The organism is Haloarcula sp. DT43, assembly GCF_037078405.1.
Lineage (GTDB): Archaea > Halobacteriota > Halobacteria > Halobacteriales > Haloarculaceae > Haloarcula > Haloarcula brevis.
Genome location: NZ_JAYMGZ010000003.1, coordinates 552,766 through 567,727 on the forward strand (window position 1 = coordinate 552,766; position 14,962 = coordinate 567,727).

Below are 14,962 nucleotides of genomic sequence, written 5' to 3' on the forward strand. Positions count from 1 at the left end.
TCGTCATCGGGAGATACATCCGATTCATCCACCTCCGTGACGAGAACTTGGGTTCCCGTATCGGGGGCAACGAAAAGGAGTAGGCCAGATATGACGAGTGCTGCTACTCCAATTATAATGAGAGCCCGGCCACTGAATCGAAATCCTGCTGGTGTACCCATTTTGTAGCCTGTCTGGAATGAATAAAGTGTGTTTTCTAGATTCCTAATACGTCAGCTGAGGTAGCAAGCGCATCTTCCGTGCAAGAACTTATATCCGTTATGGCACCGTTGGCCTCCTGCTCGGGATTACCCGAGCAGTTGTCGCAGGGAGGTGGGTTCCCCGATGCGATAGCGGTTGTATACCAGATTTGTGCTGGTGGTACGTTATTGTATGACGTGGTTTCACCAAGAGAGTGGTCCTTGGAATGATCTTGGGAACAACCGTCTGACGGTGTATCAATACTATCCACTGTGAGCGAGTGGAGGGCATTGTGGATGACAGTGACCTCAAATTTATCATCCCCAAACGGATAGACCGTTTCACCACCAACCCCGGAGTACGCATTGACACCAGCCGCAGCAGCCCTGGAGTCGCAGTCCGAGTATGTTGAGAATAGGTTAGCTGAATCGTCCGATATGTCTTTGATCGGTCCATAGGTCCCCCCTGAACCAATATTTGGTGTGTTCAGAATTCCGACGAGCCATAAATCGATTACTGGGTGAAGTGGCAGAGACTGAGGAATTCTTTCGAGCAGGGATTGTTGCTATCGATATTACTGAAGTGCTGCTGCGCCTATCGGCGCAGCTGCACGACCCAAGCGGCCATGCTGCTATCGACGCGACGTTTTTCGACCGAGAAAACGCTAGCAAGCACTACTGTCGCCGGACGAATTACCGTGTTCAAACGCTCAAAACAACTGCTCTCGTCGACACAGAAAGCCGGGCTATTCTGGATGTTCACTGTACGACCGAGAAACGCCACGACACACAGCTCGGCTGGCAGGTCGCCCGCCGCAACGCGGGCGACCTCGCCAGCCTCGCTGCGGACAAAGGCTACGACGGATGGAATTACGCGAAAAGCTCCGCGAAGAAGGCGTGAGACCGCTAATCAAACATCGTGAGTTCCGGCCCATCGATCACGCGCACAACGCGCGGATCGATGGACCTCGCTACCGCCAACGAGCAATGTGTGAGACCGTCTTCTCGACGAATAAGCGCACGCTCGGCGACGCCGTGCGTGCGCGAACTTGGTACGGTGAATTCCGTGAACTCGTCCTGATGTGTACCGTTCACAACATCAAGCAGGCGGTGAAACAGTGAAATCAAACTCTGTCTGGCGATTCACCACGGCCATGAATATCATATAGTAGACATCGAACGGATTAAAACTCTTAATAATCCGCCAGAAGCTATGGGTGACGAGTTTGCAAATGAAGGAGAAAGAAAGCTAGTGTATCAAATTTCTATCGAAGATAACACAACCAATGTGCTGGGTGGGAAATAGGTGGGAGCCACCTATCTTACTGACGATAGAGTCCTGCTGAATTCACGCTCTCTATGCAGCACGCCGCTTCTTACAGAACCCTGGTAGTTTCTCCCGCTCGTGCTGAATTCACAGCGCGTAGCTCGCACGGAATCATCTTCTCGCTTCAATCGGATTCGGTCGGTCAGTACAGTTGTAATACCTATCAAACCGAGCTGTGTTAGATTCTGGAAAGGCTAGGAAGATTCGATGTCCGTTGAATCTTGTTCTTCTATCTCTTCGATACGTTCTTGTAACTCTTCGATGGCCTGTTCATCGACCGTCCCCCAATAGGCGACGACGATGATAGCGAGGACAAACACAACTCCCCATCCGATAGTCGCGTACTCGTCTGGAACGTATAGGCCGAAAATCCCGTCGATTACGCCTTCCAACGAGAAGACGATAAGAACTGGGCCGACGACATCACGCGGGAGAAAATGGTCGATATACGCTTTCAACACCTGTGGATTAAACTCCATGCCGATACCATATTAGCCGGATAGTTAAGCCCTTCCGACAGATCGTGAAAGTCCTTCAACAATACGCAGGCAGACCTACCGGCTGGCTCATTAGCAAACGCGCGAATCAAACAGACCACGGTGCTGAACTCATCCTCTGTATCGGTCACACCGTTACTGAGAAAAACTGACTTGGTGAGAAAGACTCTGCTGCCTGCTGAGCGCACATTTAGCATGTCCCATCACAATATTGATAATTAAACGAGGCAGAGAGGACCGGCGCTGTCGACGTAGACTCCGGTAGCATCAATGAAACATGTAGTCTCCTTGTCTCTGCATCGCGTAACCGCCTAGTAAATACTCTATAACAAAATGGTATCGGCTCCTGACAGTGGATATGAGTTGCGCTAATTGCGACACCGATACCAAGGCGTACACGCTTCGGGTACACCCTGAGGAGTCCGACTCAGATATCGATATCTCGTTCTGCTCAACCGACTGTCTCGCAACCTGGGTGTGAGCCGCTATCTGTTCCTGAACCCTGTTTGCCCTAGTGGGTGTCAAGATATTCCACTGATAATCTGACCGAGACAGTCTCTATATCGGTCAGACCGTTATTGACGGACTCTGAGAAGGTCGCGAAGGGCTGCTGCATGCACAGCGCTTGTGCAGAATACCAGAGTTCAGAAATATGAGGGGCCTCCCTCCTTCAGCACCTACGATTTCTTTCCCGAGTGGACTCAATCTTCGCTTTCGAGTATGTGTTTCAAATTTTCGCCCTCCTCGCGCATGTGCGTTCGGACGGCATCGAATTCGCTCTTGTTGAGCCGAGCACCGATCGGTCCGGTTCGTACTTTGATTCGCTGGGTGAGTTCGCAACCCTCCGCACGAGCGTCGATCGTGAAGCTGATATGAGGTATGAGCAGCCCGATTAGCAGTGATGTCGGTTTAAATTCCAGATAGTGATCCGGAGTCACCTCGACGAACTTCACCGTCTTTTTTTGCGATTTTCCTGCAATGCGTTCCTCGAAATAGGCCTCGGCGCCTTGTTCTAGGCCACCTCCCTCCGTCCAGCGGAATGTGATGTGATCAGGGTGCCATCGCTCGTAGTTCTCCTCCATCTCCTCGAAAAATTGGTAGACGCTTTCTGATGGCACCGCAATCGATGTGGTCTCTTTCAGTATCATTCTATACTGAAAGGGCGGAATCAGCTAAATAGTTGCATGGAGAAACCCTATAGAAATCCGTGCTTTGGACAATGGGTGTCTCTGAACACGATCCGGTACAGCAAATTACTATGTTTTCGCTCGAGGTCAATCGGCACGTCTCTGCTACAGATACCCTCTGTATCTCGTACGTTACTGACGGACTCTGAGAAGGTCGCGAGGGGCTGCTGCATACAGGGTGCGAGTCTTGTACGACGGGCTAGTTTGATCGAGGTGGTCGAGATCGGTTTATGTAGCTCAGGTATGTAGTAGTCTATCGGCATTCCGGTCGGTGGATGGTGGGTTATCCGACTCTTTGTCATTCGATGCGGTGACGTTGTCCGCGGAGAATCAGTATTGCACCAGTAATTCCCAGCAGCCACTGGAGTACGACGACTGTCTGGCTCCGCTCTATCCCCCGATGTTCCTTAACCACGGTTGGAGAGACGACGTAGTAGCTGTCGTCGGCCTGAACGAGTTCGTGAGCACCTGAAAGTTCGTCGGGTGTTTCGTAGGAGCCTGTTTCGATAGCGGTTCGGACGCCTTTGTTAGTTCTTTCCAGAGGGGTAGCGATATATCTGAGTGCTTCCTCTTGTGAGACGGCCTCAAGTCCATACCAGACAGTCCCATTTGGACGCTCCTCGCTAACGGGCCGGAAGAACCCTTCATCCCAGATATGGACATAACTGTATTCGTTGTTAATGAGATGTTTCGTGGGTCCATCGTACGTGATACCCCCGTTGGTGTGGATAGCTCGCTCTAGAACACAGGATCGACTCGGTTCATCACCAAAACACGCCACATCGGAATCGAGGGGAACGGGATGGGTTGAGAACGTGTAGGTGCCGTTCGCGGCGAACGAGACTTCACTAGCCTCGTATCGATACCTGTCTGGGTCACCGATGTCAAACGCGCCCACGACTAGCGGGTTCAGAAGCAAGATGAAGCCGACGATAATGGCGGCCTCACCGCGGTATCGCATGACAGAGGACCAATCCATAAGAAATCCTGTTGATCACTTAACTGAAAAATCTACGGATGAAGCCGATCTACCCAGTATTCAGAAGAGAGTCGGGTAAGGGATCGCAGAACTAAAATACAACCTGAATTCAGTCATCCGAAACTATAGAGGACATTACATAACTCAGCGAAACACGTTGACGACGAAGCAGTCAAGAAGGCCGTGTAGCGGTGCTCCAGCAAGGTTCAATGTCCGTACGAACCCGTAGGTTCGGACGGACTGCTCCAATCCGGGCTTGGAGAGGCCGCGGAACTTCTGGAGCCACGGGTTCACCAGCGACCAGAGGCATTCGACTTGGTTGATGTAAACGCCGTCACCAGTAACGAATTCTTCGGAGTGAACGACGGTCTGCTCGTTGTCGTAGACGAATGGCGCGTACCCGCGCCATCCGTCGTGCCAAACCTCGTTAAGTTTCCCCGAGGGAATCTCGACTTCGTCGAGTGCTGGCTTGAGTTCCTCCGGTTGAGCACCAGGTTCAGCTCGGAGCACGCGAAGCGTGTCACGACACGCGCCGATGATCGTCATCGTGTCACCGGGTGCTCCTTCCCACCGTGATCGTCCGCCTTCCCCAGAGCCGCCGCGGGAGAGACCGTCCCGCGGCGGCGTCTGTCCCTTGTAACCAGAGCACTTGTGGCCGGTTTCGTCAATCTGGGTTGGGCCGTCGATGGTGTGTTGGATGCGTTTCCAGACGAGATAGAAGCCGCGCTCGAAGGCGGCTTCTACCTCTCGAATCGTGGTGTGGACGGTATCGTAGACGGCATCGAACAGCTGTGTGACTTGGTGGATGCTGAGGAGCGTGTCAGCGTAGAGGACGAACGCAATGACGATCTCGCCGGGAGTGAGCGTGCGGCCTTGGAAGGGAGTGTTGCGCGTGTACGTGAACACGTACCGGCAGTTGGTACACCAGACGCGGGGACTGCCGTCCCCGGTTTGGATGGTGGTTTCGCCATACTCTGGGCAGGGGCCTTTTCCCAGGCCTGCTTACAGCGCCGCTCGATCTCCGCATCGAGCGGCTCTGGGCGCAACACTATTGACGTAAGCTCCACAAGTTCTTGTAGCATCCCGCCGAAGGCTGTATGATTGTGCATAGCAACTAGCGTACGGCGGGATGCTGTAATTCTCGGGGCCTTGTTTCACTCAGTTCGGTAAGAGCCTTCAGAGTTCATTGTTTTCGTAATTGGGAGAGAGTCAGACAACGGTCTCATACCCGGTCTTCGCATCTTCGAGTTGGTCAGTAGAAACGAGCTATCCATTAAAAAGGTTAGACATATATCATGTGAAATTTTAGATGCTGTCAAGTGTTTTGTCACACTGATGAGTTTCGACCAGTACAACTGTCCAAACTGCGGCGCGGGATTGAGCTATCAGACGACGAAGCACAACGGTTGTTCGAACTGCGGTTTCGTTCCTCCACACAGCGCTGAGTGACGAATTTGATCGAGATTGCAGGCGCAATATCCAGACGTCTTGAGCAGATAGTTCTTCCACAAAAGTCCTGAAACAAACTACCCTATGTGTAGTTTCGGCACATAATCAGTCCGTATTCTGCTTCGGTTAGATCAGGTAGATACGTTGCCCGCAGAACCTTGCCACAACCGACTTTGTGTCACTGCTCGCCGGTCGTGGATGATGTCGTCCCCTTCACTGCAACTGTTCGGGGCGTTGGACAGTCACACTCCGTTCTGATGAGTGCTCTATATCCAGGGTCGGTCTGTAGGAGTGCTTCCAAATCATCCGTATATACGCCCCGCTCGGTCTCAACAGTCAACACAACCTGTTCGCCACACCGCCGACATGCCCGTCCGAGAGGGATCGCTTCTCCCATATCGTTTCTTTTGCCGGGTAGAACCTAGAATGTATCGCCACCGGAGTGAAACTGAAACTGACGGACTTTCCCTGGTCACTGACTGGAGTACCGGCAGTCATACTGGCTGATATCGGGTAATCTGGACTTGAGTTTTCGACGACGCAAACGGTTATGTCCAAAGCGGCTTGATGTCTCTTCACACACAGTATCGCTGAGTTCCCTGGTATACAGTTATGCCTGACAACACAGAGACCATTGGTCAGTGCCCGAACTGTGGTGACTCCATCACAGCCGCATGGACGCTGGTCGAATACGAGAAGGGCGACGGGTCAGCAGGCGTCTGGGCGGAGTGTCCAACATGTGCGGATGTCGTCGCCCCGGAGTAGGGGGTCACCACAGTACTGTAGCACTGCCGTTGATGGAAGTCAAACAATTCAAGACCCGGTACGGTGAAAACCATAGGGCAGAGCGGTTGAATCAGAGGACTACAGCTTGGCGATATAGGATGAAGACCAATCTTGACTTCTGAGAGACTCTCCTTCCCGAGTCGCGTGGAATTGTATTTTTGTGTTCCAGGCAGAGTGAGGAGAGTCAGTAGCAGTTGCTCCAGCGTGCATGCTTGATACTGCGCTTGCTGGGATCGGCTCTTCTCGAGGAGAACCATGACACGAGACATCGCATCACCGTTGAGTCGTACCGAGAAGAAATTAGAAACCGTGCTCGCTCTTTCCTTTGAGAGAGATACTGACGACCAGCCACGGCGTGTCCGATACCTTGCCTGTCGTGGCGAGGAAACGATGTGGCGGATCGAAGAGCGTCGCTGCGGTGCTGACTGGCAGACCGTCGACACTGAACGCCTCGAAGGACTCCAATTGAACCTCCCCGATCAGGCCACGAACGCAGAGCGACAGACGAACGTAGGCGTATGACCCAGCCCGCACCGACAGCTGATCTGGACGGCCTCGTCGACACGACTACACAGGTGCGTTCGACTGAGCAACCCTATGGCAACCGTGCCCAGGTCCTGTCACAAGCCGACAGCCAATCCGCGTTGCTGGATGTTCCTGTCGCAATCTGTTGTCCAAATTGTAGTGAGGCAGTCACGCTGTATGAACGAGGCCTCCCAGGTGACGTCCCGTACTTCGATACTGCATGCACACAGTGTGACATCGACTTACGGACGTGGTGCGCTGTTGGCGTTGACGCGGCCTATCTCCAGATTGTAATCGTACCAGCGGCTTTGCGTAGCGAGGTGACTACTGGATGAGTAAGAGTGCGTTCCAAAAGAGATGGCGTGGAGCGCCAGTGTTGTGTGCACACAATAGTAGCCGGCTTGCTGATAAAAAGGTGTGTACTCACACCAGTTTCTATACCATGCACGCTCGTACTGAGTTACGTTCACAAAACTAGAGAGTATGAGTAGCCACCTCCATTCAAAGTCGCCCGTTGACGTAGAAAATATCCATATTTGTGCAGAAGAGGAGTTGATAAACCGCGCTCGCCGTGCTCAGCAGCCGACAGATATTGTTCTTGCCCCTGAACAGTTTCATCGGCGAAACCTGAAACGAGCGATTGCCGATAGAAATCAGCCGCGAAGTTCACTTGCATTGCTCACGCCAGCAGCCGTGGCGACCGAGCTTCTTTCATCACCGGAGGAATCAGATCCAGCGGTTCTTGATCGAATGGATCGCCTCCAGATGCTCAAAGACCTGTTGGAGTCTCCGTCTGGAGATGTGTCTCGATTATCTCGTGTCTTTGGAACGTCGCTTACAACCCAGTTGGATCGGATCGAAGCGGCGCGAGAAGAACTGTCGCTACTCACAGGGCATCATTCAACACGCCGTTCCGCACTTGAGACGGTCTGTGCTGAGCTTGACGGTGTTGCTCGTCTAGATGCACTTGACCTTCTGACGGGCATCAGCAGTCTCGAGGAGCAACTTCGCGACCGCGTCGAGGAATACATCTCCACAGAGGCGGTGTTAGAGGCGGGCACCGAAGTAGTAACAAACACAGGAGGAGATGCTTGGCAGGAAGAGTACGCTGGGATTGAGCGGGTCAACGTCGTCGGAATTAGTACGTTGGGGGCGCCGCTGCTCGCGTTTCTGACAGCGATCGGTCGCGAGACTTCGAGTACCGTTCATCTCTATCTCCGTGCACGCACTGGCCCTCGGATTGCCAGCCGACTTCAGTCGCGACTGGACGATAGTAGTACTCCGAGTCCGTCAGATTCGATTGAGCGCTTGCAGATCGATGAGTTCCGGACTACGCCAGCAACGGAGATCGTGGCCCCAACACGGGCAGAGGAGGCGAGGGCTGCACTCGCGGTTTGTGAGGGGCTTCTCCGAGAGGGCGTCTCCGTGAGTGATATCGCGATCGTTGCTCGTGATATCGACAAGTACGAACGTGACTTGACCCGTGCGTCGAACACATACGGACGTCATCTCTCGTTTTGGACGCAGCTGGAGCTGAAGCGATCGCTCCCGTACCGAGTCGTAGCTGAGACCTGTTCAGTGCTTGCCGCTGCGTCTGCCGGCACTATCGATGCCGAGACCATGTTCCGGCCACTGGAATGTCAGTGGCTCGTCACGGAGGATGACGCGGAAGGAGATGAGAGCGTTATACCGTTTACACCTGCTGAGCTTAGTGAAATCCGGAAGAGCGTCGGCACGGACTATTCCGGAACGCTGGATCAGTGGCGTGATACTGTTGCCATGACGACGTCGGTTAGTCCGAACGTCCAGCGTCGCTTCGAGAGCTATCTTGAGTGGTGCCAGCGCCATCGATCTGCGCCGGAACCAGATGATATTCTTGCTACGCTTGGCCCAGTTCTGGATGGGTTTGAGACTGTTGTTCTTCCGCACATCGAGGAAAACGATACAGTGGCATATACTGAGACATCACGTGCTGCCCGGGCCATACAGCGCGTCGCCGGGGATACTGATTCTGATCACTTGCTACGCGAGGCTCGTGCAAAATACGCCGACTGGCGTGACCGACACCAGATCGAGTCGTCATGGTCGTCAGTTCTTGAGGTGATCGAGACGATCGCAACAGCTCGCCCAGGCCGCCGGGAACACGAGAACGCTGAGCGACTCGATGTACTCGATGCGACTGACACGTGGTTACGGTCGTATCCATTCGTCATCGCACTCGGGTTCGTCGACGGTGAATGGCCGCAGCAACCCCACGGCGAATTCCCGGTGGAAGTCCAGACGGCCGTCACAGACGGCGAGTCACCCGAGGCACGCACCCTTGGTGTCAGAGGTGCGTGGACTGAAGAACGAGAGTACGACCACGCAGTCGACGCGGTTCGGACGGCGGCGAATCACATGATCGTGACTCGGTTTACCGAAGATGTGAAAGGGGTCAGCTATCAGCGGTCACCACTGCTGGAGAACCTCTCGACAACGACACTCAGTGAAGACGCGTATCGCGAGCTGTTGGGAGAAAATGTCATCTTACCTGACCGGATTCGGAAGTCGATTCCAGAGAACGTCAGCACAGACGGGGAAATGAATGAGTAAGACTGTTCCCCCGATGAAGGGGAAACAGGCTGCTGTCCGTGAGGACTACTTTCAGCACGACGCTGGCTTCTTCGCTCTGGATTGCAATCCAGGGTTTGGGAAATCCACGACGCTCAACCAGATTGCCGCAGAGGCCCTTGTTCGGGCCGATGCTGCCGGCGACCGGTGTCCCGAACAACAACTCTGTGTGATCTCGTTTTCACGTGAGGATGCAGCGAGCATCGAACCAGGCATCAGAGACGCGCTTGATGCGTTTGCTGAGGATACGGATGGAGAGTATCCTGTCCAGATATCTCCCGAGACGGCAGACCGGCTCAAACGTCGCCTTCAGATGACAGACCATATCGGGACGATAGACAGCGTACTCCGTGGGATTTTCGAGGATATTGCGTCTGAACTTGGCTTCGATGGCATGCCGAGCGTCGGGAACGCGTCGCAGCTCTCGGTCCTTCGACAGAACTGCATAGCGTCGGTCCGCCAAGATGATGCCTATTCTGACCAGTGTACACGGCTCGATACTGCGTATCCGACTGCTGGCGATTCAGACGACCGCCTTCATACCCTTCTCGAGGATGCGAGAGCGAAAAAGCGCGATCGGCGGCTCTCGATCGACGACTTCGAGGCCCGGCTTCGAGACACCGTCACCGATGTGTATCCAAGTGGGCCACCAGAGACGCTTGCAGACCTCCTTGGAGATATACGTACATTCTACGACGACGACGTCGCCACCGACTTTGCAGCCCAACAACCGCCTGAAACAGATGGGGGAACGAACGAGGCTGTCAAGGACGACCATGAGTGCTATGAAGAGTGGCTCACCTGTATCGAAGAGTTCTGTACTGTTCTCGAAGGGTACGAACGTGTGTACGATGCTGCGTGTCGTGAACAGGGTGTTGTTTCGCACGCTGACATCGCTTACTGGATCGCCGAATACTTCGACAACCCGCTGGAGGACATAGCCGGCGCCGACGAGAGTGCGTCGGAAGAATACCGAGCCCGCGTGAAAGCGCGATATACTGCCAAGTTCCAGTCGCTGCTCATCGACGAAGCACAAGATATCTCGATTGCACAGCACGATGCGCTAGCGCCGTTTGTTACCGACGAGACACGGGTGCTGATGGCTGGCGATGTCGATCAGTGCATCTACGTCTGGCGGAATGCACGGCCAGAGCAGTTTGTGACGGGCTTCAAGCATGGTGAATACTTCGAGACGGAGTGGACAGAGCATCGGTCCTACTCTGGGTCTCGCACCTACCGGATGCGCCCGGACATCGCAGCAGCTGTGGATACGATCTTCGGAGACGTGTTCACAGACCCAGCCCGTGGAGGCGGTGTCGACGCTGTCTCGGCGAACACCGACTATTCCTCGCTCGAGCCGACGCGAAGTGGGACAGCAGACCCTGCAGTCCATATTGCGGGATACACACAGCCAGAAGGGGCGCCTGGTACTCCAGACTGGTTCAAGACAGAAAAGACGCCAGTGGCGAATTATCTCGCTGGCGGACTTACAGATGGTACATTCGGACATGACACCGTGACAGTCCTGTTTGCCACTCGCTCGAATATGGATGAGCTGGCGGAGCAGCTGACAAATCAGGGGTTCTCTGTCGTCAATGCGAGTACTCACCTCTTCGAGAACCCACTGATCAAACTCATCTGTCGAGTCGTCCGGTGGCTGGTTGAGCCATATGACCCCGAACGCACCCGTCGCCTCGTTGAGTCTGAGTGTCTCCCGCTTTCGTCCGAGAGCACTGCGTTATTCGAGGATGCCGGGTATCAGATCGATGCCGTGGCAGAACGTGGTGATTCTGATCGACAAGCAGCCACTGAAGACGGATTCCTGGCCGGGCTCGTGGCTCTTGCGCGGCGGCGTGCTCGGCACACGAGTGATCCCGGGTCGCTCGTTGCCGAAGAGATCATCGAGATGCTTGGCTTGCGTGCAGACCCATTTGGTCAAGTACCAGATCCTGAGCGACGCCTGGCAGCCTGCGATGCACTTCTCTACTCGATCGAAGACTGGGAAGGCGATGAGAGATATTCACTCAGTGAACTCGCTCAGATCCTGAACAGCTATGTTGCGGAGCCAAAAGACGGCCTCGTCCACCCCGTGCCAAATCAAGACGAGTACGACATCGTGTTTCGGACGATCCACAATATGAAAGGCGACGAAGACAGCGTTGTCTGTCTCGCAGATGCGAGCGGCTCCGTGAATTTTCGGGGCCCGCATACTGACACGTTTCTCGCACTCGGCGATACACTGGCGCTTGCGCCGCCAGAGACAGTCTCTCGAACACCTCTCACACAGTCAGATGACCAAGGGCCTGCGACGACGGACTATGGGTCACTTCGGTGGGCGAGTGACTACTGGAGTGACGGTCGCATTGCTGGCCCTCCATCGCTCAGTAGGATCAGTCAGCGATACTGTGCAGAACGGTGGCGAGTCCTGTACGTGGCTCTCACGAGAGCACGCGATCATCTCGTCCTCTCACTACCCTATGAACGCCGAGATAACGGTGTTGAAACGTCGTGGATAGCAACGCTGGCTGACGCACTCTCGTTTGAAGAGAACTCATCAGCAGGTATATACGAGGCACCAGTGTCCAACGCTGAGAAAGAAGAGGCACTCACTGTCGGTGTGAACGACGTCGCGTTGCCAGAGCGCAAATCGAGCGAGGGCCAACACCCAACGCCCCGGAGTGCTCACGTCCCAGCTAAAACCAAGACCGGATGGACAAGTCGATATGTGAATGGAACATCGGTGTACCAACTCACCGCCAATTCGATTGGTTCAAAGGCGCAATATATCCTAGATGAGAGACGAGAGAGCGTCTCTACTCGAAGTGAGTCAATAGACGCAGACCTTCCAGATGGGATCGAGCGAGAACAGCTTGGAGAAATCACGCATCAGGTTCTCACACGTGCTGTCTCGCAGAACGTGTCTACCGCGAGCCTCCGGTCGTTTGATGGACCGCTCCCAGAGATTCTAGCTCAGAGCGTTACGGCCTCGGATTCTCGGATTACACCCGCAATGCGGACTTCGATTCAGACGTATCTCAGTGATCGTATTTGTCCACAGTTTGCCACCAGCGATACGTGGAGGGAGATCCAGCAAGCCCAGACCCAGTACGTCGAGGAACCGATTCATACCGTGCTTGAGATAGATGGCATCGAGATAGAAACCCAAAATCGAGCAGACATGGTCTCTGTTCAGTCCGATGGACAGTGGGTTGTTGACGAGCTAAAACTCACACACAGTTCAATTGAGCAGCAAACTAGGAAACAGCATCGGCTGCAGGTAGCGTTCTATGCGTGGCTGCTTGAGCAGCAACTCCCAGCAGAGAGTTCAGTGACTGCACGACTCACATATCTGGGCGAGTCGGTTGAATCAGCAGTTGTGTCGTCTCCCATTGTCCCAGTTCCTGAGTGGCTTGCAGGTCTCGTCGATTCTGAGTGATTGATATCTGCAGGTTCCGTTACACCTCAGAGTAGAGACAGAAAGCAACAATCCGAAAGCTGTCGCTGCAGACTACGAAAAACTCTCTGATGCACCTGGAGACATGGTCTGGGCACACCCGAGCGAACGGGTTTTCTCAGAAGTGTGGGGCATGATCAACGAACATGCGCTTGATGGCACCCTTCCTAAACGGGCGGCACACAGGACCCACGTACTTGAAAAGCACCTCAATAAAAACGGCGTTTCTGACCTCAGCGCAAAGACATACGGGAGTCTTGAACAAGACGAATGACTTGGAAACAATCCACCACTGACGAAATTGCACAGTACTACCGGAACGAATTTTGCGGATACTTTGACGAGATACCGTCGTTCATCCGAGACTGTCAGCCCAAAGAAATCGGGATTGCATTCCGAGAAGCGTACCCGGTCCAAGGCGACTCTGTGCCACCGAAGCAATTCGTTCGGAGGCAAGCATTCGGTGACGGCAGAAGCGATTTCTCACAGTGGACCGGCAGTGGCAGTATCAAGCAGTTCATCAAAGCCCCGCCAGCCAACGACCCGAGAGACGGTCGGCACACACTCGTCTCACCGGAACTCGTCGACGTGCCCGCCGTCCCAGAAGCCGTCTACTATAACTTCGTTCGGATGGTGTTCTGGCTCGAAGGCTACCACGATCTATCCGAGTCCCAGCGGGAGGACGCGGTGGTTGATGACATCCACGAACTCTTCGAAAGTAAATGGGACTGGTACGACAAGGATACCACCGATTATCAGGCTCGTTATGAATTTCGACACGGCGAAATCAACGGCATTGCACCGCTGCCGATGCACTGTGACAACCACGACATGCAACGTCATTGCATTGGCAAGTCATTCTGTCCGTACGACATCTACCAGAGTCTGCCCCTCCCCGATGCGATGTTCGACCAGCTTGAAGACACTGAAGAGACGAGTCAGTATCAAGCATAACCCCGGTCAGATAGCGCCTGTTTTTCCCTGCCAATCTCCCATGCTCTCACAGTCATTCGTGCATAGAGCAGCACGCTATCTCGGTGAGGTACTGAGCAAGACTTGTTAGACTTTAGAGTATTTTCTACCGTGAAACTAATTCAACAGTCTGAGCGTGAAAACTGGCGAGTGACATCTCTATGCGCGTGGTATCAGTAGATACGCCGGTATTCGGGGGCCGGAATAAGACCGTACTGCCTGAAATCAAGCGAGTGCCACCTTCACGAAGCAATATTTGAGATATGGCCGTATTTCTGCTGACTTGGAGTGGCTAAAGTGCCGAAATCGGACGTGTGCCACCTTCACACGGGTGTTCCACCACGAAACTCACTCATTCAAGACGCTTTACCTGCTAAAGTTCCGAAATCGGGCGTGTGCCACCCTCACGCGGGTGTTCCACCACGAACAGGGGTTGTTCTTGGTGCAGTAGAACCGAATATACGGCGTTATACAGTTGATTCAGACCCCTCAAACGGTATATCTCATTGTTCAGTGAGTGAAAATAATCGTTCCACCATGGATTACAGACTTAGAATTGATTGGAGAGTGTTTAGCCTATTCTGCATCTCCTGCGGTCAATGTTTTTCTGGGGTATTTGTCCAAAGAGAAGGGGGACAATACGACAATACGGAGGTGAAGCCGTAGGCGACCGGAGAGGGGCTTCAGTAGAGCGCCAAGGGGGCGACCCCCAAGAGGGGAGAAGTACCAGAAAGACTAGACAGGAACGAGCGTGAGGACGGGGAGGCTGGCGACACAGCAACAGGCCGCCGGCAGTGGCGAACCAGGTGGGACCACAGACGACATCGACGGTGGGACAGTGGACCAGGTCGAAGCCAGAGTGGACGGGAGATCGCGACGACAAGGTGGGCGGCCACCATGGCGACACTGGGGACAGACTGACTCGAGGAACAGCGTGGGAAGTCATCTTGCACACGGGGTGGTGGGCCCTGAACGCAGAGGGAGCCACAGTGGGCGG

8 protein-coding genes and 2 pseudogenes are annotated in these 14,962 nt (G+C 54.1%); 6 read left to right on the forward strand and 4 right to left on the reverse strand.

Features of this window, described 5'->3' with window-relative positions; translation table 11 throughout:
- Nucleotides 1-762: 762 nt before the first annotated feature.
- A pseudogene (locus VI123_RS14415) lies at nt 763-1,301 on the forward strand (IS5 family transposase); the annotation flags it as partial.
- Nucleotides 1,302-1,700: 399 nt separating this feature from the next.
- Here the strand turns inward: VI123_RS14415 and VI123_RS14420 are convergent.
- From VI123_RS14420 to VI123_RS14435, 4 genes and pseudogenes are all read right to left on the reverse strand, one after another.
- Nucleotides 1,701-1,985 carry a hypothetical protein gene (locus VI123_RS14420; protein WP_336338763.1) on the reverse strand — a complete coding sequence of 95 codons (285 nt, stop codon included), beginning with the start codon at nt 1,983-1,985 and terminating at the stop codon, nt 1,701-1,703.
- 719 nt (nt 1,986-2,704) lie between these two features.
- A complete protein-coding gene (locus VI123_RS14425; protein ID WP_336338764.1) occupies nt 2,705-3,151 on the reverse strand; it encodes an SRPBCC family protein in 447 nt (148 codons plus the stop codon).
- Nucleotides 3,152-3,488: 337 nt separating this feature from the next.
- Nucleotides 3,489-4,169 (reverse strand): hypothetical protein, encoded by a 681-nt coding sequence (locus tag VI123_RS14430; protein ID WP_336338765.1) that lies wholly within the window; start codon nt 4,167-4,169, stop codon nt 3,489-3,491.
- A gap of 144 nt (nt 4,170-4,313) precedes the next feature.
- Nucleotides 4,314-5,278 (reverse strand): annotated as a pseudogene (locus VI123_RS14435) (IS1595 family transposase).
- 952 nt (nt 5,279-6,230) lie between these two features.
- Between VI123_RS14435 and VI123_RS19385 the strand changes: the two are divergent.
- The 5 genes from VI123_RS19385 (at nt 6,231) to VI123_RS14455 (ending at nt 13,947) form a co-directional block, all read left to right on the forward strand.
- Nucleotides 6,231-6,383 carry a DUF7837 family putative zinc-binding protein gene (locus VI123_RS19385; RefSeq protein WP_455429072.1) on the forward strand — a complete coding sequence of 51 codons (153 nt, stop codon included), beginning with the start codon at nt 6,231-6,233 and terminating at the stop codon, nt 6,381-6,383.
- A gap of 276 nt (nt 6,384-6,659) precedes the next feature.
- Complete coding sequence (locus VI123_RS14440) at nt 6,660-6,926, forward strand: hypothetical protein (protein ID WP_336338766.1); 267 nt, start codon at nt 6,660-6,662, stop codon at nt 6,924-6,926.
- A 486-nt stretch (nt 6,927-7,412) separates the two neighbouring features.
- Complete coding sequence (locus VI123_RS14445; protein WP_336338767.1) at nt 7,413-9,521, forward strand: PD-(D/E)XK nuclease family protein; 2,109 nt, start codon at nt 7,413-7,415, stop codon at nt 9,519-9,521.
- Entirely contained in the window at nt 9,514-12,975 is a 3,462-nt protein-coding gene (locus VI123_RS14450) for a UvrD-helicase domain-containing protein (RefSeq protein WP_336338768.1), read from the forward strand. The genes VI123_RS14445 and VI123_RS14450 overlap by 8 nt, the downstream gene beginning before the upstream one ends.
- 288 nt (nt 12,976-13,263) lie before the next feature.
- Nucleotides 13,264-13,947 carry a primase-associated protein gene (locus VI123_RS14455; RefSeq protein WP_336338769.1) on the forward strand — a complete coding sequence of 228 codons (684 nt, stop codon included), beginning with the start codon at nt 13,264-13,266 and terminating at the stop codon, nt 13,945-13,947.
- Nucleotides 13,948-14,962: the final 1,015 nt, after the last annotated feature.

Bases quoted from the DNA above. Each gene is read 5' to 3' on its own strand.
- VI123_RS14420 (WP_336338763.1), bottom strand. From the start codon at position 1,985: ATGGAGTTTAATCCACAGGTGTTGAAAGCGTATATCGACCATTTTCTC.
- VI123_RS14425 (WP_336338764.1), bottom strand. From the start codon at position 3,151: ATGATACTGAAAGAGACCACATCGATTGCGGTGCCATCAGAAAGCGTC.
- VI123_RS14430 (WP_336338765.1), bottom strand. From the start codon at position 4,169: ATGGATTGGTCCTCTGTCATGCGATACCGCGGTGAGGCCGCCATTATC.
- VI123_RS19385 (WP_455429072.1), top strand. From the start codon at position 6,231: ATGCCTGACAACACAGAGACCATTGGTCAGTGCCCGAACTGTGGTGAC.
- VI123_RS14440 (WP_336338766.1), top strand. From the start codon at position 6,660: ATGACACGAGACATCGCATCACCGTTGAGTCGTACCGAGAAGAAATTA.
- VI123_RS14445 (WP_336338767.1), top strand. From the start codon at position 7,413: ATGAGTAGCCACCTCCATTCAAAGTCGCCCGTTGACGTAGAAAATATC.
- VI123_RS14450 (WP_336338768.1), top strand. From the start codon at position 9,514: ATGAGTAAGACTGTTCCCCCGATGAAGGGGAAACAGGCTGCTGTCCGT.
- VI123_RS14455 (WP_336338769.1), top strand. From the start codon at position 13,264: ATGACTTGGAAACAATCCACCACTGACGAAATTGCACAGTACTACCGG.